This is a genomic window from Mucilaginibacter ginsenosidivorans, assembly GCF_007971025.1.
Lineage (GTDB): Bacteria > Bacteroidota > Bacteroidia > Sphingobacteriales > Sphingobacteriaceae > Mucilaginibacter > Mucilaginibacter ginsenosidivorans.
This window is the reverse complement of the sequence record NZ_CP042436.1, coordinates 2,941,316-2,965,031: the sequence shown is the minus strand read 5'-3', so window position 1 is coordinate 2,965,031 and position 23,716 is coordinate 2,941,316. Positions and strand designations below refer to the sequence as shown.

Sequence of the window (23,716 nt, the reverse complement as noted above, 5' to 3'; positions counted from 1 at the left end):
AATCGTATCTGATGAGATTATCCGTCGTGCCGATTAATGAAATGCGGGTTCAAACAAGAAAGCAAAATATCATGATTGCTTAGGTTACAAATGCAGTCACACCGGAATTAGATCCTTTATGCTAAAGTTTCGATCAAACTGAAGTCTTTTTTGGGTGCTTCGCAGACGGGGCATTGATAATCTGTCAACAGTTCAAAATCAACTTCTTTGCCAATTTCGTTTACACAATCGCCGTATGTTTTATCATACCGGGTTAAACAATGATTGCATTGGTATACCGCGGCCTTACATTGTTGCGGGATAATTTCTTCAGCGACTTCTGCAGGTAAACTGCTATTGCTTTGTACTGTAAAGAACTCCGTGCATAGTGCAATTAAGTGTGTGCTTAATTTCGGAGGCGGTACTTGCTGTAAATAAGTGATATAATCTTTTGAGTTGGGGTTAAAATCCCGTGTGTATAAAATGTCATATAGATTATTTTCACTCTTTTTGATAATAATAGAGCCCGTTAAACCGGTTTTGGGCTGGGTTTTGATAGCGAAACAAAGCTGGTAAGTACGCAGATCCTCCTCCTCAAACTCACGTACTAACTGTTGCTTTAGCGCTAAGCCTTCATTACAAATATCTTCTATTTGCCAGTTAAGCTCATTTGCAGCATGGCGCACATTTAAACGATATTTGCTTAATATAAATCCCCATTGATTGCGGTCGGCCTGTTCAATGCCTTTTACGATGATCGATTTCCATGGTGTGGTATAGATTTGGCCTATTCGCGTTTTAAGACATAATAAGCACACCTCTTTTAAAAAATCGAGTGAAAAAAGCTCATTACGGCGATAGATACCGAGCCAATACTTGTTATTATATTTATTAAACCCTTCGTAATAGGGCAGGTAAAAATCGGGCAGCCGCAGCATTTCTGTTACCGGTTGAAATGCAGCGCCACTTTTTTTTAGAAGCATTTTATAAAATTGCTTATCATCTATATCTTTTCGGTCATAAAATAATGCCTGGTTTTGCAAAATAATTTCCTCTGCTGTTTTTGCTGTAGTGGGGATATCGTCGGAATACACTAATGACGGACAGCAGCAAAGTTTGCCGGTTTTTGGGAAACGGATATATAAATACCAGTAATTGTTAGTGCCGGATGCAATAAAGTTAATGTTGCCGCTGAAGAATGGCACAAAAGTTTGATGGTTATCGATCAGGTTCACTTTTAAGTGCGGCTGGTGGTCAAAACTATCCAGGATATCCTTGTAAACCCCTTCACGCAGCCAGCCCTCGTAATTAAATATCGTATCAGCAACGTAAGAGCTGACGATATTGGGGTAGGAATCCGCCGATATCTCGTAATTGATCTCTGCTTTCAGCATATCCAGTTCCATATCCTCCCGGTGCGCCGCATCAATACTAAAGTACAATTGCTGGCGGTTGCCGAAACGGATGTTTTTAGCACCTGCACTCTCGGCTACAACCAGTATTTCATACAAGTCGCCTGCTGAAATGAAACCACCAGGCAGGTTTATTTTCACTAAATACTGTTCCATAAGCTAATTAAACTACTTTCACCATCGCCATACTTTGCAAAGCTTCATCCAACAGGCGTTTTACTTCGGGTCTGCACGAACCACAGCCAGTGCCAGCGCCGGTAGTTGCACAAAGGGTTTTCATGGTGCCGCACCCTTCTTCTATTTTCTTCCTGATGTTTTCACTACCCACATTATTGCAACTGCAAACCAGTTTACCCAATGCCGGATCAACCTTGCTACCGCTGCGTAATAATTGCAGCCTCTTCTCGCTCAACTCGGTTTTGTTAGCAATAAGGTCCCTGAACTCTAAAAATTCACTTTTATCGCCAATCAATATCGCACCTACCAACCGGTCCTGGTGAATGATGCATTTTTTATAGTAGCGTTTGGCTTTATCGATAAATACCACCTCTTCATAATCGCTATCATCCGGGCATTCGGGCAAACCAATACTGCAAAGATCAAAATCATGAATCTTGATAATATTCATCAATAAACTGCCTTTATAATAGCTTGCTATGTCACCGTTCAGATAACCGGCAACTACTTCGGCCTGTTGCTCGGCGGCGGCGGTGATACCATATAACGCACCTTCAAATTCCGCTGTTTCGCCAATTGCATAAATATCCGGGTCGCTGGTTTGCATACGCTCGTTTACAATTACGCCACGACGGCATTCCAACCCGCATTCTTTTGCTATTTCAAAGTTCGGCGTAGTGCCTATAGCAAGTATCATCGCATCGCAATTGATCTTTCGACCACTCTTCAGGCCTATGCCGGTAAGCTTTGAACGACCACAATACAGCTGCACCTCATCATCATAATAAATATCGCAGCCCTGGTCAACCATTTCGGCATGTAATAAGCGGCTGCCAAGGTCGTCCAATTGCCGGTTTAAAAACTTTGACGTCCGCTGAATGATAGTGATCTTCACTCCCATCTCGCGTAAAGAAGCGGCCATCTCTAATCCAAGCAGGCCACCACCAACAATAACCACATGCGCATCGCCGGGTATATGCTTTTTGAAATTATCAGCATCTACACGGCTGCGCATGGTAAATATTCCGGGTAACGGAGGCAAGTTTTTAGGCACAGCCGCCCTGCTTCCTGTGGCTACAAGTAAAATATCATACCCGGTTTTTATCCCCCTCGAGTCGGTAACCTGTTTATCTATCCGGTCAATTTTTTCAATACTCACACCACGCAACAGGCGGATATTGTAGCCTGGTTCCTCATCATCCTTCATTTTTACCAACTGCTCCCACTGTTGCTCGCCGCTGATATAATCGGGCAGCATAACGCGGTTGTAAAAGGGGAAATTTTCCTTGCTGAAGATGGTGATCTCATCATCGGGATTAATGGCTCGGTACGCTTTTACAAAACCATAAGAACCGGCGCCCGCACCAATGACCACAATACGCTGGAATGGCTTTTTATACTTGATAACGTTTACCGCGCAATACTTAAAATCAGGCTCTTTTGAAATTGGGTCAACCTGGTCTGAGGTTAAATTATTGACACGATTAAGATCGCTGCCTAATATTTTACCCCAATGCATCGGCAAAAAAACCACACCCCGCTTTATTTGGGGCGATATTATTGCCTTAACCCGGACCTCGCCACGACGTGAGCGTATAACAGCAATATCCCCTTCGACTATTTTTAATTCAGCAGCGTCAATTGGGTGAATTTCCAGGAACGACTGCTGGTAATGCTGGTTTAGCTTGTTTACTTTACCCGTTTTACTCATGGTATGCCATTGATCGCGGATGCGGCCCGTTGTAAGAATAAAAGGGAAATTGCTATCCGGAAATTCGCTTGTCAAAGTGTCGGGTACAGATTGAATAATGGCTTTTTTTGAATCTGTATAAAATTGCTTATCGATAAATAATCGTTGTGTGCCCTGAGCAGGGCCTCTTTTTTTGTATGGCCATTGCACCGTTCCCTGCTCTTTCAATATAGTATAGCTCAATCCGCTCATATCCATATTGGTTTTAGCGGTGAGCTTTACATGCTCATCAAAAATTTCGGAGGGGCCGGTGAAATCAAATCCCTTGTAGCCCATTTTCCGGGCAAAACGGCAAATGATCTCTGCATCGGGCAAGGCTTCACCGGGAGCTTCAATTATTTTATTCAAGTAGCTTATCCGTCGTTCCGAATTGGTCATCGTACCCTCTTTTTCGGCCCAGCCCGCCGCGGGTAATATTACGTCGGCATAGTCCAGGGTTTCAGGCTTGTTGCTTATCTCCTGCACCACTACAAATTTTGCTTTCCTTAATGCCTCTTCAGCCAAACGTACATTGGGTAAACTGGTTAAAGGATTGGTGCACAATATCCATATCGCCTTTAATCGTCCGTCGTTCAATGCCTCGAACATTTCGGTTGCGGTTAACCCGGCTTTGGGATTGATCAGCTTGCCGCCCCAAAACTTTTGCACTTCTTCACGATGTAATGGATTGCCCAGGTCGCGGTGTGCAGGCAGCAAATTAGCCAGGCCACCCACTTCACGTCCGCCCATAGCATTGGGCTGCCCGGTTAGCGACATCGGCCCCGACCCGGGTTTACCGATATGTCCGGTAATAAGGTTCAGGTTTATAAGGCTAAGGTTTTTATTGACGCCGATCGAACTCTGGTTAAGCCCCATCGTCCACATCGAGATAAAGCCTTTTGCTTCGGCAATATATTTTGCCGCAACGCGGATGTTATGTTCACTTACCCCGCATATTTTTGCGGATTCGGCAACGCTTTTTTCGAATACCAAAGCGCTGTATTGTTCAAAGCCTTCGCTATAGTTGGTAACAAATTCAAGGTCTATATCACCATTTTCAATCAAAACCCTGCCAATGGCATGATTAAGGGTAACATCTGTTCCGGGGTTGAGTTGCAGGTGCAGATCTGCTATGCTGCAGGTATCCGTAACACGTGGGTCAACAACGATTATTTTGATTTCGGGGTTAGCCGCTTTGTGGGCCTCAACCCTCCGCCATAAAACAGGATGGCACCAGGCCGGGTTAGCACCGGTTACGTAAAAGCAGTCAGCCAATTCGATGTCATTATAACAAAGAGGCATGCTATCCTCGCCCAAAGCCATTTTATAGGCTGCCACCGCACTACTCATACATAAACGTGAATTGGTATCGATATTATTACTGCCGATAAACCCCTTCATCAGTTTATTTATTACGTAGTATTCTTCGGTAAGACACTGGCCCGAAGCGTAAAAGGCCACCGAATCGGGCCCGTATTTATCAATGAAAGTTTTGAAAACAGCGACGGTGCGGTCAAGTGCTTCGTCCCAACTAACGCGCTGCATAGGCATGCTTTTATTGTACCGCATTTGCGGATATAAAAGTCTGTCACTGGTGTCGTTTACCGTATAATGCAGGTTAAGGCCTTTGCTGCAAAGCATCCCGCTATTTACGGGATGCTTTTTATCGCCCTCAACTAAGATCTGGCCACTTTTATCCTTATGGACAAGTACACCACATCCCACTCCGCAATAACAACAGGTTGAAGCAGAGGTATCTGTTTGCTGTTTTTTAACCGCCATTTATTAGTTTCAATTCTTAAAAATCAGGCAACGCTGCCTACCAATATGGGTTCTTCTTCAACATGTTCAATTTCGGCCTCTCCCGGCTTCGTGAATCTCGTTATCAAAACAATTAAGGCTACGGTAATTACGGCATACCCGATATAGGTGAAAGCCTGAACGTAAGTAACGGTTGTTGATTTAAACAGGAAACCGAAAAGCATCCCGCCAAGGTTGCCACCAGCGCCAACTATACCGCTTACAAGTCCCACATTTTTTTTGTTTACAAAAGGCACAATGCCATATGTGGCCCCATTGGACATTTTGAGGAACAACGCGAACAAAAGCATGGATATAATGGCTATAAATAATGTGCCCGATTGCGCAAATAATATTAGTCCGCAGCCTTCGAGCAGTAAAACGCCGGCCAGCAACAACCCTTTGCCTTTCATGCCAAATTTGCCGCCTACTTTATCAGATACGATACCACCGAGTGCTCTTGCAAAAAGGTTCATAAAACCAAATGTGCCTGCCCAAAAACCAGCCATACTTTGGGTAAGGTGAAAATTATCTACAAAATGCAGCGATGCCACGTTATCAAAGGTTATTTCCATGCCAAAACACATTGCATAAGCGATAGTTAGCGCCCATAAACGCCAGTCAGCCAAAACGGACCAATCGGTTTTCGATGATTTCCCTTTGTTATAACCCGTTTCATCATAATTACCATTTGGCGTATCCTTTGTATACTTTGCATACAGGTAAGCGATGACCAGCATCATTACGCCCGGGACGATCATAGCATACCGCCAGGCTTCCCCTTTGGTATAGCCAAAGCCTACTATTGCTGCAAAGATCAATGGCATCACCATGTTGGTTACGCCACCGCCCAGGTTGCCCCAGCCGCCGGTTATAGCGTTTGCGGTACCTTTTAACTTTGGCGCGAACATCATGGACGTATGAAATTGCGTGATCACAAACGAAGCTCCGATCACACCTATCGCAAGCCTGAATAATAGAAAGGTCATATAGCTATGCGCAAGCCCAACAAAAAACACCGGCAACGAGCCCACCAGCAATAATCGGATAGCTGTTTTACGCGGTCCCCAGGTATCACATAATTTGCCGATTATCAAACGGGCAATAATTGTAGCGGCTACCGAAGCGATGATAGTATTACCCACCTCTGCTTTTGTTAAGTGCAATTCGGCCCTGATGGTTGGCATTAAAGGCGCAAGGCCGAACCAACCGAAAAAGCACACGAAAAACATAAGCCAGGTAATATGGAAGGTGCGCATTTGCACGCCTTTGATTGAAAATATGTTGAGTTTAGTAAGTTGATTTTTCATTTTCTTAAAATTTATCAGGTTACAAATCCAATTATTTGTTCAAAAATTCGGGCAGTATATTGAGTTGCAGATAGGCCCAAACCGGACTTAGTCTGCTACTGCCCGGCGCGAGGTTCTTTGCATACTCCATACTACTTGTAGCAGCCATGTAGGATAGTCCAAAATCAACCGCTGTAAATTTGTTCAGCTTATAGGCAGTCGTGAGGTCGAACTCTGTACCCAGGTATTTACTTACTGCGGTCCCGTTGATATCCTTCTGATCATTGGAAAGAAAGAAATAATGATTTGCCAGCTCCGTTGTAAATCTCTTATTTGACGATGCGTATTTAACTTTCAAGTAGGGGTTGCTCAGGCCGCCTGTTGGCGAACCGCTTCCGGCATAGAAATAATCCATGGCACCCCAAAACTTATGCGGCGTTCCGTAAAGAGGATCAAAACGATTATCATTTTTGCTGCCTGATATTGCATTGTTCCCTGAAAGATAATCCCAGCCCGCTGCGATACTAAATTCGGACGGTTTAAATAGTAACGAGGCGGTAAACATATAAGCGCTTAGCGAAGCGCCGTCCCTGTCATGCCCTCCCTGGTAGTAATATCCGCCATTTGCCGACCATTCGTTTTTACTGCCGAAAACCGGGTTAATTAAGAAACCTGTTGTAAAACGCGCGTTCGTTCCCGGTTGGTTAAACCGCCGTCCATAGATGTAGCCGACATCGGCGCCCGAAACATTTGTTACTGAATCAAGCTTATATTTCCCAAACTGATCGGTTAAAAACAAGCCGGTGACCTTGGTTTTATCGAACTTTTTGGCTATATATAAATACTGGAGTGCTTTATAATTCTGGTTAAGCGCATTGGTGCCGGGGGGGCTCGAAAATGCCGGGTTACCGGTTTTTGCACTATTTCCCGAGGCATTGATCAAAGGGATAAGTCCCGCAGGCGTGTTTGCCAGGTTTCCCTTACTATCCTTTATAGTAGCCGGCAAATTACCTGGTGTATAATAGGTACCATTATAATTAATAGCATCCGTATTTTGGTTAAATGCGCCGCCCAGGTCAAGCTGCCAGCCCTTTTCAATCATTTTCAAAACAAGCGCATCATGCCTGCGTCCTTGCTGTAGCCAATCCAGACCGCCCAGCAAACGTTCATCATCATAAAGCAATTCCTGCCTGCCTATTTTAATTGCGAAATAGTCGAAAGGTGATATTTTAAATGATGTGTCTTTTTTGTTGGATAGGATCATTTCAGCCCATGCCTCATGCAGTTCCAATTTATTACCGTCGGCGCTGCTGATGGTGGATGCATCCTGCCCCCATATTCTGACATCCTGGATGGAGGTATGAAAAATAATTTTGTTGCTATTGTAATTGAAGATAAGTCGGGTGCGCTGAGAGATAAACGCAGCATTTTTGTTAGCGGTCGGTTCTAAAGTTCCGTACCCGTCGCGCTGTTCGCCACGCGTTCGCAGCTGACCCGTTAAAGACAGTTGGGCAAATACCGATTTTGAACAAAAACATGATGAGAATAATAGTATTAGCGCAATTGTGTATTGATTTGATACATTTTTGTACATTTGATTTGGTTTTTCTTGTTAAAGCGATAAAAACTGTTTAACCCTGCCCGGGAATGCGACCTCCCGGCAGGGATTTTTTATGTCTATTGATGTTTACTTTTCGTCATAGGCCATCTCTTTTTTATAATTTAATCCAATTAGTTTAATTTTCTTGTTATAAATATAACCAATTTAATGTATACAGTCAATAAATAGTGTAAATTTTACACATTTTTATGATTTAAATTATATAAATACTTGATTTTTATCAAATTATTAAAAACTATTACTAATTTTTTAACCACAATGTGAATTTAATAATGAATTTTTATTCATTTTATTGGATTTAATTATGATTTAACTGATTTTTATTCAAAAAAAAGTCATAATTTTATGACAATAATCATGAAAAAGATAAAAGACTCAGATCAGTAATAATAAATAGGGCGAATTTTAATTATTTAACCTTAATAGCTACCTAAACTTTGTTTCAATTTTAATATTCATAAGATTTTCACTAAAAATGAAGAAGAGCAAAAGCGAATGCGATATCAATAGCTGTTTTATGTGCCGAAGTTGTTTAAAACAATGGCAACCTGCTATAGCTGCTAATAAGAAGAATTTTAAGGTTAGAAAAGGAGAGCTAATATTTAAGGAAGGCGACGAAGTGAAAGGCGTTTACTTTGTTTATGAAGGAATTGTCAAAGTTCACAAAAAATGGGGAGATGAAAAAGAGCTGATCATAAGATTTGCTTCCAGCGGCGCAATTTTAGGCCACAGGGGACTTGGCGGAAATAATGTTTACCCTATTTCGGCGACTGCACTTGAAGATGGAATACTTTGTTATGTTGAAATTGAGTTTTTTGAATCGACGTTAAGGGTTAATACAGATTTCACATATAACCTGATGATGTTTTTTGCAACTGAATTACAGGAATCGGAAAGAAAAATGCGGAACCTGGCTCACATGTCGGTGAAAGGAAGGGTAGCTCTGGCGTTAATTTCATTACAGGGCCAATTCGGTAAAAAAGAAGACCAGTCAATTAACATTGAGCTCTCCAGGCAGGACCTGGCATCGTATACCGGCGCTACTTACGAAACGGTATTTAGGGTAATGAATGAATTACTGAAGGAGGATATAATAAAAACCACCGGCAAAAAAATAGTCATCAATAAGGCCGACAAGCTTTTAGAATTAACATCTCAGCAGTTATAAAACCAAAACTCCCCGCGGGAACGGGGAGACTTCAGCATCATTCTCAAACTATTTAGGTGCAATATATTGCGCTGCAATACATTGAAATATCGTTACCATGGCTAAGCGATACCTATGTACACCTTACCGTCAACCACTTTTACAGGATACGTTTTAATAGAAAATTCTTCATTGGTCAAACATCGACCACTTGACAGTGAAAACGTGTTTTTGTGAAACGGGCAGGCGACTTTAGGCTCGCAATTTTCACCGGTGCTGCCTATCATGCCTCTCGACAAAACCATTTGCTGTTTGTGAGGGCAAAGGTTTTGCGTAGCGTACCATTCGCCGCGACGGGTAAAATTAAAAATAGCGATCTGCTGATCTTTCAATTTCACACAAGCGCCGCCATTTGCAGGAACATCATCTGCGTAGCAGGCCAAAACCCATTGTATATCTATTACCGTAGTTGTTTCCATACTTTTCAATTTTTTATCAGGTTATTAAAATCACCATTTGGCTTTCACTTGCTCCCGCATCGGCTCGAACTGAACCGAAGGGTCCTTCTCTTCGGGCATGTTAACAAAGTGGGTAAAGCGCTTGCGCAGATCAGGGTTGTTGATGACTTCCTTCCATTCGCAATGGTAAGTATCTACCAGCGATTGCATTTCTTCTTCCAGTTGAGCCGCTATACCAAGACTGTCGTTTACAATTACATTTTTTAAATAGCTCAAGCCTCCTTCCATTTTATTCAGCCACGTGGCGGTGCGCGATAATGGCTCAGCGGTTTTAATATAAAACATCAGGAACCTGTCGAGATATTTTACCAATGTTTCTTTATCGATGTCGGTTGCCAGTAGCTGGGCGTGTTGTGGTTTTGAACCGCCATTGCCGCATATATACAAGTTCCAGCCTTTTTCGGTGGCAATAATTCCAAAATCCTTGGCCTGGGCCTCAGCACATTCGCGGACACAACCACTAACGCCGCCTTTGATTTTGTGGGGGGCCCGAATGCCTTTATATCTATCCTCTATCTCGATAGCGAATGTTACGCTGTCGTGCAGCCCGAAGCGACACCAGGTACTGCCTACACAACTTTTAACAGTTCTGAGTGCCTTTCCATAGGCGTGCCCGCTTTCGAAACCGGCATCGATCAATTCCTCCCATATCGCGGGCAAATCATTTAAATGCGCGCCGAACATATCAATACGCTGGCCGCCCGTTATTTTCGTGTATAAGCCATATCGTTTGGCAACGTGGCCCAAAACAATAAGTTTGTCCGGGGTAATTTCGCCACCGGGAATACGGGGCACCACCGAATAGGTGCCGCCTTTCTGAATATTTGCTAAAAACCGATCGTTACTATCCTGTATGGTATCCTGCTTTACAATAACATCATTCCAAAGGCTTGACATAATACTGGCGACTGCAGGTTTGCAAACCTCGCATCCATCGCCTTTGCCAAAATGATCGAGCACCAGGTCGTAGCTTTTAATTTTATTGATCTTAACCAGGTCGAAAAGTTCCTGCCTCGAATAATCAAAATGCTCACATATCACATTTTTAATGTACTGCCCGTTCGCTTTCATGGTGCCGGCTATCAGGTCCTTAACTAAAGGTACGCAGCCACCGCAACCTGTACCGGCTTTGGTGCACTTCTTTATGCCGTCAATACCGGTCACCCCAAGGTCGGTGACCGCCGAGCAGATAGACGCCTTGTTTACCGCCTCGCACGAACAAATAAGGGCATCATCAGGCAAACTCATGATACCTGCGCCCTCATTTTCTGCGCCACCTCTTGAGCCTAATATCAAATTCTCAGGATTTGGCGGAAGAACGAGTTTATTGTTTACGGTTTGAAGTAAAATATTGTAAGCGTCAGCGTCGCCAATTAAAATCCCACCCAGCAGGTATTTACCATCCAGACTGATATTAATACGTTTATATACCCCCTTATGCGTGTCTTCGAAAACTATGGTACGGCAATCAGGTTCGGTAATAAAAGCATCGCCGAAACTGGCAACATCCACACCGATCAGCTTCAGCTTGGTGCTCATGTCGTAACCGTAAAACAGTTTACTGCCATTGGTCAGTTGGTTTACTACAATGTCGGCCATTTCATAGCCGGGAGCCACCAGCCCGTAGATCATACCTTCATACAACGCACATTCGCCAATAGCAAAAATGCGCTCATCGCTGGTTTGCATTTTTTCATTCACCATAATACCGCCCCGGGTACCCGTCTGCAAACCGGCAAGTTTTGCCAGCTCATCGCGCGGGCGTATACCTGCCGATATTACCAGCATGTCAACAGCCAGTACGCTTTCGTCATTAAAATGCAGCGCCTCTATTTTATGATCCCCGGCTATGTAAGATGTACTCCTATTTAAATGAACATGTAAACCCAATTCCTTTAGTTTCGACTGCAGCATGGCGCTGCCGGCCGAATCAATTTGCCTTGGCATCAAACGTGGTGCAAATTCAATCACATGGGTTTCCTGGATGCCTAAGTCGATCAAAGCTTTTGCGGCTTCCAGACCTAAAAGTCCACCGCCCATCACTGCTCCATTTTTCGCATTTATGGCGCAGGACTTAATAAGTTCCAGATCCTCTATAGTACGATAAACAAACACTCCTTCCTTTTCAACCCCCGCTATATCGGGCACAAAAGCAGATGAGCCGGTGGCTAAAACGACGTAATCGTACTTTAGCGTGAGACCAGATAACGAATGGACAGTCTGAGTTATACGATTTATTTCCTGTATAGGGTCGCCAAGATAAAGCGTTATCCCGTTTTCGGCGTACCAGGACCGGGACGAAAGCGAAAGGTCGTCAGCCGATTTCCCGTTGAAATATTCACTCAGATGTACCCTGTCATAAGCATGGCGTGGTTCTTCGCCAAAAACAATTACTTCGAAGCCTGGCGATTTGGATACAAGTTTTTCGCAAAACTTGTATCCTACCATACCATTGCCAACTACTATGATCGTCGGTCTAGACATACTGGTTTTTTTAAGTGTTAAAGCAATTTTATCGATAAATACATCTTAGTTGCGACCAAAAATGCATTTACAATAACAATATTAATCAATATTAAGATAGCGGCCAAAAAAATGACCCATTTTATGTTTAATTTTAAGTATTTTTATGATTATTGCAATAATCAATTGAATTTAACCTTAATTTTTTAGATAATTACATGATATAAATCATAATTAAAGATTTAAATTTGATTTAAATATTAGTTTTTTGATTTTTAAACGATTTTTTATCATTAAAAATCATATTAATCACTTAAAAACATGAGTTTAACACCGGAATTGTTTGTTTTGGGGGCCGGACCGGGCGATCCGGAGTTAATTACTGTTAAAGGCTACCGGATTTTGCAGCAAGCCAGGGTTATTTTATATGATAACCTCGCCAATAAGGAGTTACTTGACCTTGCACCTGCTGATTGCGAAAAAATTTACGTTGGGAAACAGCCTTACGGCGATTATACACCACAAGAACAAATACACGAATTGATCAAACACTTTGCCTTTGCCCAAGGAAGCGTGGTGCGACTAAAAGGCGGCGATCCGTTTATATTCGGCAGGGGGTTTGAAGAGGTTATGTTTGCCAGGGAAAATGGCATTAAAACACATTTTATTCCGGGCATCACCAGCATGCAGGCATCGGGGTTTGAAGATATACCGCTTACACACCGGGCCATGAGCGAAAGTGTTTGGATGGTTACGGGAACCAAAAAAGATGGCCGCTTGTCTGCTGATTTAAAATTGGCAATTCAAAGCAAGGCAACCGTGGTTATATATATGGGCATGAAAAAACTGGATGAGATATCGCAGACTTACATACAATCGGGAAACGGAGATATGCCTGCCGCAATTATACAACATGCCTCGCTTTCTAATCAAAAATCAACAAGGGGTAAAATAAAGGATTTGCCAGCAATAGCAAGGGACCAGCAACTAACTTATCCTGCCATCATAATTATAGGAGCTGTAACCAGCCTAGTTAACTAAACTAATGAGAAAATGAAGATACGCATCAAAGGGAACTCACTTCGCTATAGGTTAACTAAAAGTGATGTAGCGCTTTTTATTAAGAAAGGCTATATTGAGGAGGCCGTTGATTTTGGGAACCAGCAATTTATCTATGCCTTACAACAAAACAACCTTAATAATTTGTCGGCAATATTTGAAAATAATAAGATCACGCTGTTTATGCCCGCGAAAATGATGGAAGAATGGTGCCTGACTGATAAGGTTGGTTTTGAATACGAAGACGGCGGGTTGTTTTTACTCGTCGAAAAGGATTTTAAATGTTTGGATAACGTTGCTGAAGACCAGAGCGACAATTATCCAAACCCGTTAAGCAAATAACGACAAACCATTTTAACGCAGTATTAGCTTAAGATAAACCTCAGTGGACATTTATTAGAGGTACAGTAACAATATTTATCGCGCATAAAACAATGAGGGCGTTAAAGAAACAAAAAGAGCGCTATCGTTAAACAGAGCGCTTTTGCCGTCCGGATACCAGGCAATTCGAGAGCTACTTTTTGCAGGGTTTGAAGAAGTGGATGGGTTACATGTTTTTTCTCGCCAAATACATACCCGCCCCCGGCCTTAACCGGCAGGTATTGTTGGGTGCCTTCCCGTTGGTACAAGCAATGGAACTATCTAAGTGCATGGTTCGACGAATAATCTCCGGAAGTGGGGATGGTAGGATTAGATAAGCTGACCGTGGGGTGGGATAGCCCGAACCGGTAAAAGTCGTTTACACTATCGCGCTCCCGGCAATTTTTGCTTTCTTCATTTAGCTGAACTGAATTCAGCACATTCCGAAAACAAAAAAAGCCTTGACTAACGTCAAGACTTTTACCGGTTTTGTCGGGGTGGCAGGATTCGAACCTGCGGCCTCCACATCCCAAATGTGGCGCGATACCGGGCTACGCTACACCCCGTCGGGGCTGCAAAAGTAAGATTTTTATACGTTGCTGCAAATATTTTTTAAAAAGATAGTTTAATCAGCTGAACACATTTTTGTTACAGATGCCTAAAGACACCGCTTCACCCCCTTGTTTTGAATGCCCGGTCTTCGCCACCGCGAACCTGTCAGGCAGCAACTGACGAGCTTATAATGATCTCCGGGACAAGTTTTATCGTTGACTTAACAGAGTTGGAGATGAGGCAGGCAGCTTCTGATTTTTGCAATATGCGTAATGCCCGTTCTCTATCTTCTTCCCTGGTTATGGTTAGCTGCGGCATCAGCGTCACTTCACTCATTATATACTTGCTATCAACTAATTCGAGTTTTCCGACTGCCTTCGAAGTAAAACTTTCAAAGTCCAGCTTCGAGTTTTCGGCTATCGCCAAAAAGGTGGTCATCAGGCAACTATTTACGGCCGCCGTAAACAGATGCTCGGGCGACCATATCTTATCCACCCCTTTCGGGAATTGCGGAGGGGTGGCTACTGTTATCCCGTCAGTCAATTCGGGCGAATGCAATAACCCGATCCTGTTGTTCACCCAGCTTACCTCTACTTCATAATTATGTTCTGTGTTCATGTCTTTAATTTTTAATGTGTTCCTATAACTTGTTTCAAATAGCCGGCCGGCACCACGCCCGACTGCCTCCACACCGGTTTACCCTCCTTAAAAAGCACCAGGGTCGGCACCCCCGAAATATTGAATGCCTTTGCCGCGGCAGGGTTTTTATCCACGTCCACTTTAATAATTGTAACTTCTTCACCCATGTCACTCTTCAATTCCTCCAGTATAGGTTTCATCATTTTGCACGGGCCGCACCATTCGGCGAAAAAATCCACCAATACCATTTTAGTACCGTCTATCAGCTCTTTAAAACTTTTCGTTTCCATCACCTTTTACTTAATTTCTTCGTAATCTATTTCGTTTGGCGGGCCGGCTGTTCCATTGCCATTGGGCACCGCGCAGCCATTTACCCCGCAACAGCCTATACCACCGATGGCTGTCGCTACAAAAAATGCGCTAAAAAAAGCCATAGCCATATCCTTTGCCTGTACTGACATAACCAGGAGCCACACGCCCAGGCCAAGCCGTATCACCCGCACCAGGTTCCAATTGGTAAATATTCTTTGTTTTAATGTGTTCATTTCGTGTATTGCTTCAGATCGTTCCAGCTTCCGCCGTTGTAAACCATGAACCCGTTTGATTGCAGTATCGACCGGGCCGCCCTGCTTCTCATACCCGACGCACAGCATGTAATAACCGGTACCTCTTTTTTTAATTTTTACAAGCGGCTTTGCAGGCTACCCAGTGGTATGTTTACCGAATTGCTGATGTGGCCCGAAGCGTACTCTGCCGGGGAGCGTACATCGATGATCACCGCACCATTGGCAATAAGTGCCGCCATATCCGTTTTTGAGCCGAAGCCAAATAATTTTTTTATTGCGTTTATCATTTTACCGTGTGTTAGGGTTTGACATATTTTTTAAATTAAGCCACGAGCCGCCGTCGTAACAGCTGATGCCGTGTTGTTTCAGGAAACTTATCGCTTTACCGCTCCGGATACCCGATGCGCAGCAAACAATAATTTCCTTTTCATCCTTAAGCTCGCCAATGCGTGCCGGTATTTCATTTAAGGGAATATTGATACTTTCACTAAAATGCCCCTCGCTATATTCGCCCGGCGTTCGCACATCCAGCACAAGGGCTCCCGACTTTATCAATTCTGGTATATTATTCATGTTCTTTTATTTTATGATACAAAGTTCTGGAAGGGTACGTTGTCGTACCGGAACATTTGTTGGATAATGCCGATTTAATGAAATAAAAAAGCCCATATCAAAGCTGACAGGGCTCGCTGATCTGGAATATATGCCTTGATTTATTTTCGAAGCGGTGTCTTTTTGCAGGTATTTATGCCAAGCAGTGGGTATAACGGGCAGAAGCCGACGAAGCTTGTCAAAACAAATACTGCCGTAAATACCAACAATATAATAGCGATTGTTCCGGTAACGACGCCCGTAAAATACAATATCAGCATTACCGCGGCTGCCAGCAAGCGCAATACCCGATCTGTTGTACCCATATTCTTTTTCATGATTCAATCCTTAAATGTTAAACAAATCTATGGCTATTGATAATCAAACACGGGAACAATTGTTCCATTAGGCCGGCAAAAGTTCGATGGTGTTCCTGCCAAGTTTCACGATGTTCTTTTGTTCCATTGTTCGTAACAGGCGGCTGATGGCCTCGCGGTGTGTGTGCAGTTCGTCGGCTATTTGCTGGTGAGTTATCTGGATGAATTTTGAATTGACAGCTCTCGAGCGCTCCTGCAAATAATGCAATACCTGTTTGTCCATGTTATGAAAGGCTATCAGGTCGATAACTTCTATCAGTTCGGCAAACCGGCTACCGTAAGTGCTATTGATGTAAGCTTTCCATTCGGGGTATTTAAACCAGTCCTCCACTATGTTTACGGGTATTTGCAGGACTTCCGAGTCGTCTTCGGCAATGGCTTTGACCATGCTTTCCCTGTTCGACTGGCAGCAGTTGATAGCCATGGCGCAGGTCTGGCCCGGGTACAAGTGGTAGAGAAATATTTCTTTGCCATCCAAATCCTGCCTTACGATACGCAAAACCCCTTTCTGCACAATAGGTACAAACAGTATTTTATCGCCGGGATTGATCAGCACATCGTCTCTGTTGACGGTTTTCGTCCGGGCGAATTTTTTAATATCGTCCAGCAGTCGTGGATCGGTAAATATTTGATCATTCATATTTCTTTAATTATCTGCTCTTTACTCTATTTCTCCATTTGACGGCCTCGTACCAAATTACTGACAAAGATCCGGCGAAAATGCAAATTAACAACCCACTTAGGTTTAATGCCTCAAAGCTGAAAAAATTAGCCGCTATTTTTACAAAGATCAGCGTTGCGGTTATAGCTATTGTTAAAATGATGATATAGAATATCATATCATTCCGGTATTTTAAAGTTGCAACAACCGAATAATAGAACGACCGGTTAACCAGCGTCAGCATAACATTGGCAGTTATAAGGGTAGTAAAAACCATCGAACGGGTATGCGCTTCACCAAAGCCCTGATAGACCGAATAACGGTAAACCGCTAACGTACCAGCTGTTATCGCCAATCCCTGCATTACACTTATGGCAAGTTCTTTCCAGTTAAAGAATGTTGACGCAAAAGGGCGTGGCTTTTGCCGCATGATATGCTTCTCCATGGGTTCATTCTCATAAGCTATCGAGCACGTGGGGCCCATGATCAGTTCCAGGAAAATGACATGCACCGGCGAAAAAATATTCGGGTACACCCACCCAAGAGCTAATGGTATAAAAACGGTTAGGATAATAGGTATGTGAATGGATATGATATATTGAATAGCCTTTTTGAGGTTTGCATATATTTTTCGGCCGATGGCCACCGCATCCAGCATTTTTGAGAGGTCATCTTCCAGCAGTATCAGTGAGGCCGCCTGTTTTGCTATTTCTGTCCCCTTTTTTCCCATAGCTATGCCAATGTGTGCTGCTTTTAAAGCGGGCCCATCGTTTACGCCGTCGCCTGTCATTGCCACGATCTCGGTGCCTGCCTTCAGCGCGTTGATAATTTTCAATTTGGCGTCAGGAAACATGCGGCTGAAAATATTTGTCCCGGCCGCCTTTGCCCTTATCTCATCCTCCGGCAGTCGCATCAGGTCATCACCTGTCATACTTTTTTCATAGCCTTTAAATCCGATCTCCTTGGCTATTGCCGTTGTAGTGGTAGCATTATCGCCTGTGATGATCTTTACGGCGATACCGGCAGTATAAAAACCTTCAAGAACCGACTTTATATTCTTCTTCGGCGGATCGTAAAACGCCACCAGGCCCCTGAACTGAAAATGAAATTGCTGCTGCTCAACCGGGAAACCGTCGCCTTCAAAACTGGTTTCGGCCACACCCAGCACGCGGCAGCCATCCTGCGACATTTTCTTAACGATGTCCATGACCTGCTCCTTTTCTGCCGCAGTGAGATCTGACACCGCCATTAGAGCCTCGGGCGCTCCTTTCGCAGCAATTATCCGGACATGCTTGTCATTTTCAAACAGGTGGGTCATCATGGGCGGTTTACCTCCGAGGGGATATTCGTGGATCATCCGGTATCCGGGTCTTTCGTCGCCGGTTGCCTGCCGCTCGTAAGCGTCGTGAAGCGCTATTTCCATCGGGTCGAACGGTATAGGTTCGCTCGCCCACATGGCTGTCCTGACAAGTTCTTTCTCATCACTGCCTAAACCCGATCCAGGATCAGTAACTTTTTTTGAGGGCCATGCACAAAGTTTTGCCAGGGTCATCCTGTTTTCGGTAATAGTGCCTGTTTTATCAACACAGATAACCGTGGCGCTTCCCAATGTTTCCACGGTTTTCATTTGTTTCACCACTATTCCCATTTTCATCAGCCGCCAGGCACCCAAAGCCATAAAGGTTGTTAGCGCGACGGGTATCTCCTCGGGAAGGATGCTCATGGCCAGCGTAAGCGCCTTCAACAAACTATCGAGCAGGTTTCGGGAGTGTGTATAATTGATACCCCAGACAATGATAAAAACGACAATGCCTGCCAATACCATTTTTTTCACAAAGTTTCCGATCTGTTTCTCGAGCGGGGTCTTCTCTTCTTTGATCGATTCGAGGCTTTTGCCGATCTTCCCGATTCTTGTTTCATTGCCGATAGCCGTTACCTCGGCAATGGCCAGGCCGCTAAAAACGGTGGTCCCCCTGTAGATCAAATTGTCGCTTTGCGAGCGGTCCTTATAAACGGGCAACGACTCGCCCGTGAGAAGGGATTCGTTTACTGCAAAGTCGTTTGAGTGCACAATTACCCCGTCGGCAGCTATCAGTGTCCCTTCTTCGGCGACGATGCTGTCACCCTTTACCAGGTCGCCGGTATTTATCTCTATTATCCTGCCGTCCCTGATAACTTTGCAAACAGGCTGATTGTAGTCTTTCAGCTTTTCCAACGCATCGCGGCTTTTCTTGTCCTGGTATAGCGAGATAGCGGAAACCAAAACAATAGCGACAGCCAGGAAAACAGCGTCGCCCGTTTTCCCGCTGATCAAATAAATTGCCGATGCGACAAGCAAAAGAATAACCATCGGCTCACCGGCCAACGCTTTTAACGCGTCCAGAAACCCATTGCTCTTATGATAAGCAAGCCTGTTATCACCGTATTTTTGCCGGGCACGGGCTACCTCGCCGGAACTCAAACCTGCTATCCCGAAATTATTTGACGCGACTGCGGACAGCGACTTTTGCTGCATTTTTCCTTTATTGATTATCAAAACAAATTAAGCCAGCTAAACAATCAGGATACGTGCTTAATATCAATCACTTGTGTGACTTAGGTCATTTATCCCTTTGGCTATTCATCCGTTCTTTGCTGTCAGATGCACAACCGATCATGAAAAAAATACTCGTACTGACCGATTTCTCTGACAATGCCGCAAAGGCATCTGAATTAGCAGTTGAATTCGGTAAAAAGCTCAACGCAAATATCCTGCTGTTCAACAGTTACAGCAAATTCCCGACAATAGCTTCCTATGCAGGCGGCTCGTGGGCCGTTGACGAAGTTATGCATAAACAGGGTCATAGTAAAAACCATCTTAGCCTGGTAGCGGAAAACCTGCAAAATATTCCGGCGAAAAATAGCTTGGACCCCGAAATGCCCACGATAACCTATTTATCGGAAGAAGGCGATCTTGGCAGCAATGTGGCCGAAATAAGTAAGCTTAATAATATCGAACTGATCATGATGGGGGCACGCGACAAAAACTCGCATGATCATATCTTATTCGGAAGCGATACTAAATCGGTGCTCAGAAAGGCTAAGCGGCCCGTGCTTTTTATCCCGGCAAAATTCGCCCTTGAAAAGTTGAACAAGGTGGTATTCGCGACCGATTTTGAAGCGGATGACATTGTGGCCATTAAATACCTGCTTAAACTGGGCGGTTTGTTTAATTACAAACTGGAGATCATTCATGTGTCGGGATTGAAAAAAGAGGCGCCTGACGAGGATGAACTGGCCTTCATCAACAAGTTCAAAAAAATACGTTACGAAAATGTCTCTTATCAAAATATAAGAGGTGCAGATATCGTAACCAGGCTCAACCGCTTTATAGACGAGACAGGCGCCGGGATGCTGGCGATGGTACATCACCAGGAATCATTCCTGATGGATCTACTTCGCGAAAGCACTACAAGAAAGGCGCTGTTAAACCAGAAAATACCGCTGATGATTTTTCCGTCAAGGATGATGGATGAGTTATTATAGTTATGAAATGATCGATGATGTGTCTTAAACCGTTATTCGTTTCATTTCTTCCTTAGCCTTAGACAGCCAAACGCGATTGCTCTTTCGTTCAATGCTGCTCAGATGCGGTGCTTCGTCCAGCATTTGCTCAAAAATGGCGTAAGCGTCCTCAATTCTATCTGCCCTTTCCAAAAACAATCCGTACTCGTAACGCTGTTCAAAATTGGAATAGCGGCCCTTCATCAATTTGAACTCATGCTCGGCAGCTTCTGTATTCCCGGTTAGTTCGAGTGCCCTGGCGTAAAGGACATGTACGTGCGACCGGGCGAACTGGTGTGTATTGTATATCTTTTTTAAGGTGCTGATGGTATCGGGATAGCGTTCGTTTTGAAAATAGGCAGTTGCCAGCTGCGCTATTCCATGCTCATTTTCAGCAAATGCACCGGTAAGACTCTTTTCGTACAATTCGATAGCCCTCTCCGTTTGACCGGCGGCCAGGTATGCATCGGCGAGTTTTATTTTATTATCAAAAGTGTCAGTAAATTTAAGATTATCTTCCAGCTTTTTCAGGTTTGCCGACGGGTTGATAACCATTCCAATGTCTATTTTGGGCGTAGTAAGATTTCTGCCCGGGCGCATTTCTGAGAAAATATAAATGAGGGAACCTACCAATGGCAAAAATATAATGATCCAAAGCCATTTGCCCTGCGTACCTCGCCGTACAGAATGTATGGCGCAGATAACCTGCAGGCCTATTTCGATATAATACAAATAATTATTGCCAAACGGAAGCATAACATGGTGATAAGTTAGTCAAAAATAGAAAATCGTCTTGGATTTCGTAACAGGTAGCGAATAACGAAAAAATTTTTTGCCAGCTTAGCTGAATTACTATATTTGCAGTCCCCAAAAACGGGGTTGTATTAATAATAAAGGTGAGGTGCCTGAGAGGCCGAAAGGATCAGTTTGCTAAACTGACGTACGGGAAACTGTACCGAGGGTTCGAATCCCTCCCTCACCGCTGAGAAGATTAATGCCTGGCGAATGCTGGGCATTTTTATTATTGATCCCCTCCGATCAATAATCAATCCTCACATGGTAAATACTCATCAGCATGCGCTTGAATATTTCTTTAATGGTTTCGATGTCCTTCAGCGTAATGTCACTGTCTTTCAGCTGATCCTGGTTGAGTTTGTATTTAACGATGCGGTCCACCAGGTCGCTGATAGATCTCTGGTCGGGTTCGCGTAGCGAACGGGAAGCGGCCTCCACCGAATCGGCGAGCATCAATACGCCCTGCTCCTTCGAAAACGGAATTGGGCCGGGATAGCGGAAAATATTTTCGTTAACAAACTTCTCTGGGAAGTTCTTCAGGAACGACTGGTAAAAATAGTCGACCCGCGTGTTGCCATGGTGTGTACGGATAAAGTCGATCACAATTTCGGGCAGGTTAGCTTTGCGCGCCATTTCCACCCCGGTACTTACGTGCCTGATGATGATTTGAGCACTTTCCTCATACGGCAGCTTATCGTGCGGATTGAAGCCTGAGCTTTGGTTCTCGACAAAGAACAATGGATTCTCCAGTTTGCCGATATCATGATAAAGCGCCCCGGCCCGAACCAGCAAAGCATTGCCGCCGATCCTGAAAATGGCATTTTCGGCCAGGTTGGCCACCTGGAGCGAATGCTGGAAAGTACCCGGCGCGGCAAAAGCCAGTTCACGCAGCAACGGCGAATTGGTATTGGTCATTTCGATAAGTGTAATATCGGAAGTGATGCCAAACACTTTTTCGAACGCATAGATAAGCGGGTAAGCGAGCAATGTTAGCAGTACACTTACAGCAAAAGGCACAAAATCGAGCCAATCGATACCCATAAGCGTACCTTCGCGGATAAACGATATCCCTAAAAAAGCAACAAAATAACCTGAAGTGATGATAAGCGCCGATACCAGGAACTGTTCGCGGCGGATGAGGTTTTTAATGCTGTAAATGGAAACCATGCCGGCGGTTATTTCGAAATAGGCGAATTCGAAACTGTTCGGCACAAAAAAACCGGCAACCAGTATCACCAGCACATGGATGTTAAGTGCCAGGCGGGTATCGAACAGTATGCGGATTATAATAGGGACAATGCAATAAGGTATGTAATACAGGTTTGGCAACTGTAGCCTGATAGCAAACGACAGGGACGCCAGCATAGACGTAACCACCAGCAAAATAAGGCCGACAAGGCGGTTATCAAGATAAATATCCTTGCGAAACAGGTACAGGAACACCATAAGCAGCGTGATGACGATAGAAACCAGCAGCAACTGGCCCACCAGCACCAGCCTGTGGTCGCCGTTTACCCGGGCGTTATCCTCAAATGCTTTTTTATACGATTCAAGCTTTTGAAAAACCACATCGTTAACGACCGATCCTTTTTGGACAATAACCTCTCCTTTTTGGACCATCCCGCGGGTAAGCGACAGGCCTTCAAGCACTTCTTTTTCGAGCCTGGTGGTCAGCTTATCATCGTACCTCAGGTTGTTTTGTAAACGGTTTTGTACCAGGTCCAGCACAAAAGTTTTATCAAGGTTTTTACGTTTGGACAATTCCTGGTCGCAATAAGCCACTGCTTTGTCCTTGGTAAACATATCGGCCGTATTTTTATCGGTGGCTACATTTTTATCAAGTACGGTTATGGCATAATTTTGCTGATTCTGCTGGTACTTTGCATTTAAGGAGAGCAGCCCCTTACTGTATATATTTTTTAGCAACTGCTCGCCCGCGTTAAAATAACTCTGCTTTTGCTGTTCCTTCAGCCCGGCATCGTGCCACTTAATGTCGAAATCATTTTTATAACCCTCCAGCGCCTGTGTAGCCACATCATCATCCAACTGGTATATAGGCGTAACACTGCGCAGCGCCGCCTGCCTGTCGCTATCTATCTCCGCCTGGGTTTTCAGTATTGCGAAACTATATGGCGATACCAAATCCTTTTGTGCCCATATCCTGCCCCGGTCATACTCATACCTGAATTTGGCTTGCTTCGGCAGCGTAAAAACGATGACACAGATACTTGCCACTATCATCAGGTACCTGAGGTAGTTGGAATATTTTCGCAAAAAAGCCTTCTGGCGTGAGGTAGTAAGCGTAGCCATTTATTTTATTAACAATCAAAAATAAGATAATTTCGTTGGGTTGGGTTGATTAACTTGGATTGGGTTGATCAAATCCGCCTCAACCCCGCCTATTGACGGGATAGTAAGGATCATTTTATCTGCTGTCA

21 protein-coding genes and 2 tRNA genes are annotated in these 23,716 nt (G+C 44.0%); 5 read left to right on the top strand and 18 right to left on the bottom strand.

Features of this window, described 5'->3' with window-relative positions; translation table 11 throughout:
• Nucleotides 1-116: 116 nt before the first annotated feature.
• The 4 genes from FRZ54_RS13560 to FRZ54_RS13545 are packed head-to-tail and all read right to left on the bottom strand — an operon-like array spanning nucleotide 117 to nucleotide 7,980.
• The gene (locus FRZ54_RS13560) at nucleotides 117-1,547 is read right to left on the bottom strand and encodes a rubredoxin (RefSeq protein ID WP_147032135.1); all 1,431 of its coding nucleotides are present in this window, start codon (nucleotides 1,545-1,547) and stop codon (nucleotides 117-119) included.
• Between the two features lie 7 nt (nucleotides 1,548-1,554).
• A complete protein-coding gene (locus FRZ54_RS13555; RefSeq protein WP_147032134.1) occupies nucleotides 1,555-5,079 on the bottom strand; it encodes a nitrate reductase in 3,525 nt (1,174 codons plus the stop codon).
• 23 nt (nucleotides 5,080-5,102) lie between these two features.
• Nucleotides 5,103-6,407: an MFS transporter gene (locus tag FRZ54_RS13550; RefSeq protein ID WP_147032133.1), complete on the bottom strand. Its 1,305-nt coding sequence runs from the start codon at nucleotides 6,405-6,407 to the stop codon at nucleotides 5,103-5,105.
• 31 nt (nucleotides 6,408-6,438) lie between these two features.
• The gene (locus tag FRZ54_RS13545; protein ID WP_147032132.1) at nucleotides 6,439-7,980 is read right to left on the bottom strand and encodes an alginate export family protein; all 1,542 of its coding nucleotides are present in this window, start codon (nucleotides 7,978-7,980) and stop codon (nucleotides 6,439-6,441) included.
• A gap of 502 nt (nucleotides 7,981-8,482) precedes the next feature.
• On the opposite strand from FRZ54_RS13545, the gene FRZ54_RS13540 reads away from it, so the two are divergent.
• Nucleotides 8,483-9,175 carry a Crp/Fnr family transcriptional regulator gene (locus FRZ54_RS13540; protein WP_147032131.1) on the top strand — a complete coding sequence of 231 codons (693 nt, stop codon included), beginning with the start codon at nucleotides 8,483-8,485 and terminating at the stop codon, nucleotides 9,173-9,175.
• Nucleotides 9,176-9,276: 101 nt separating this feature from the next.
• Here FRZ54_RS13540 and nirD read toward each other — a convergent pair whose 3' ends face one another.
• Together nirD and nirB are read right to left on the bottom strand one after the other, a co-directional pair.
• Entirely contained in the window at nucleotides 9,277-9,633 is a 357-nt protein-coding gene (gene nirD / locus FRZ54_RS13535; RefSeq protein WP_147032130.1) for a nitrite reductase small subunit NirD, read from the bottom strand.
• A gap of 30 nt (nucleotides 9,634-9,663) precedes the next feature.
• A complete protein-coding gene (nirB, locus tag FRZ54_RS13530) occupies nucleotides 9,664-12,156 on the bottom strand; it encodes a nitrite reductase large subunit NirB (RefSeq protein ID WP_147032129.1) in 2,493 nt (830 codons plus the stop codon).
• A 300-nt stretch (nucleotides 12,157-12,456) separates the two neighbouring features.
• On the opposite strand from nirB, the gene cobA reads away from it, so the two are divergent.
• Complete coding sequence (gene cobA, locus FRZ54_RS13525; protein WP_147032128.1) at nucleotides 12,457-13,176, top strand: uroporphyrinogen-III C-methyltransferase; 720 nt, start codon at nucleotides 12,457-12,459, stop codon at nucleotides 13,174-13,176.
• A gap of 12 nt (nucleotides 13,177-13,188) precedes the next feature.
• Nucleotides 13,189-13,536 (top strand): DUF7009 family protein, encoded by a 348-nt coding sequence (locus FRZ54_RS13520; RefSeq protein ID WP_147032127.1) that lies wholly within the window; start codon nucleotides 13,189-13,191, stop codon nucleotides 13,534-13,536.
• A gap of 101 nt (nucleotides 13,537-13,637) precedes the next feature.
• Here FRZ54_RS13520 and FRZ54_RS13515 read toward each other — a convergent pair whose 3' ends face one another.
• From FRZ54_RS13515 to FRZ54_RS13470, 10 genes are all read right to left on the bottom strand, one after another.
• Complete coding sequence (locus tag FRZ54_RS13515; RefSeq protein ID WP_147032126.1) at nucleotides 13,638-13,823, bottom strand: hypothetical protein; 186 nt, start codon at nucleotides 13,821-13,823, stop codon at nucleotides 13,638-13,640.
• 223 nt (nucleotides 13,824-14,046) lie between these two features.
• Nucleotides 14,047-14,120 (bottom strand) — tRNA-Pro (locus FRZ54_RS13510).
• 151 nt (nucleotides 14,121-14,271) lie between these two features.
• Complete coding sequence (locus FRZ54_RS13505; protein ID WP_147032125.1) at nucleotides 14,272-14,724, bottom strand: OsmC family protein; 453 nt, start codon at nucleotides 14,722-14,724, stop codon at nucleotides 14,272-14,274.
• A gap of 11 nt (nucleotides 14,725-14,735) precedes the next feature.
• Nucleotides 14,736-15,035, bottom strand: coding sequence for a thioredoxin (gene trxA, locus FRZ54_RS13500; RefSeq protein WP_147032124.1), 300 nt, complete (start codon nucleotides 15,033-15,035; stop codon nucleotides 14,736-14,738).
• A gap of 6 nt (nucleotides 15,036-15,041) precedes the next feature.
• On the bottom strand, nucleotides 15,042-15,290 hold the full coding sequence (locus FRZ54_RS13495; protein ID WP_147032123.1) for a hypothetical protein: 249 nt from the start codon (nucleotides 15,288-15,290) through the stop codon (nucleotides 15,042-15,044).
• Between the two features lie 137 nt (nucleotides 15,291-15,427).
• Entirely contained in the window at nucleotides 15,428-15,598 is a 171-nt protein-coding gene (locus FRZ54_RS24730; protein WP_228462481.1) for a rhodanese-like domain-containing protein, read from the bottom strand.
• Between the two features lies 1 nt (nucleotide 15,599).
• A complete protein-coding gene (locus FRZ54_RS13485; protein ID WP_147032122.1) occupies nucleotides 15,600-15,884 on the bottom strand; it encodes a rhodanese-like domain-containing protein in 285 nt (94 codons plus the stop codon).
• Nucleotides 15,885-16,024: 140 nt separating this feature from the next.
• Entirely contained in the window at nucleotides 16,025-16,240 is a 216-nt protein-coding gene (locus FRZ54_RS13480) for a YgaP family membrane protein (protein WP_147032121.1), read from the bottom strand.
• A gap of 67 nt (nucleotides 16,241-16,307) precedes the next feature.
• On the bottom strand, nucleotides 16,308-16,919 hold the full coding sequence (locus FRZ54_RS13475; RefSeq protein ID WP_147032120.1) for a Crp/Fnr family transcriptional regulator: 612 nt from the start codon (nucleotides 16,917-16,919) through the stop codon (nucleotides 16,308-16,310).
• A 10-nt stretch (nucleotides 16,920-16,929) separates the two neighbouring features.
• Nucleotides 16,930-19,455 (bottom strand): cation-translocating P-type ATPase, encoded by a 2,526-nt coding sequence (locus FRZ54_RS13470; RefSeq protein WP_147032119.1) that lies wholly within the window; start codon nucleotides 19,453-19,455, stop codon nucleotides 16,930-16,932.
• Nucleotides 19,456-19,595: 140 nt separating this feature from the next.
• Between FRZ54_RS13470 and FRZ54_RS13465 the strand changes: the two genes are divergently transcribed.
• Nucleotides 19,596-20,465, top strand: coding sequence for a universal stress protein (locus FRZ54_RS13465; protein ID WP_147032118.1), 870 nt, complete (start codon nucleotides 19,596-19,598; stop codon nucleotides 20,463-20,465).
• A gap of 24 nt (nucleotides 20,466-20,489) precedes the next feature.
• On the opposite strand, the gene FRZ54_RS13460 is transcribed toward FRZ54_RS13465, so the two are convergent.
• Complete coding sequence (locus tag FRZ54_RS13460; protein WP_147032117.1) at nucleotides 20,490-21,239, bottom strand: PLDc N-terminal domain-containing protein; 750 nt, start codon at nucleotides 21,237-21,239, stop codon at nucleotides 20,490-20,492.
• A 139-nt stretch (nucleotides 21,240-21,378) separates the two neighbouring features.
• Between FRZ54_RS13460 and FRZ54_RS13455 the strand changes: the two genes are divergently transcribed.
• Nucleotides 21,379-21,465, top strand: a tRNA-Ser gene (locus FRZ54_RS13455).
• Nucleotides 21,466-21,521: 56 nt separating this feature from the next.
• On the opposite strand, the gene FRZ54_RS13450 is transcribed toward FRZ54_RS13455, so the two are convergent.
• On the bottom strand, nucleotides 21,522-23,588 hold the full coding sequence (locus FRZ54_RS13450) for an HD family phosphohydrolase (RefSeq protein ID WP_147032116.1): 2,067 nt from the start codon (nucleotides 23,586-23,588) through the stop codon (nucleotides 21,522-21,524).
• Between the last annotated feature and the right edge of the window lie 128 nt (nucleotides 23,589-23,716).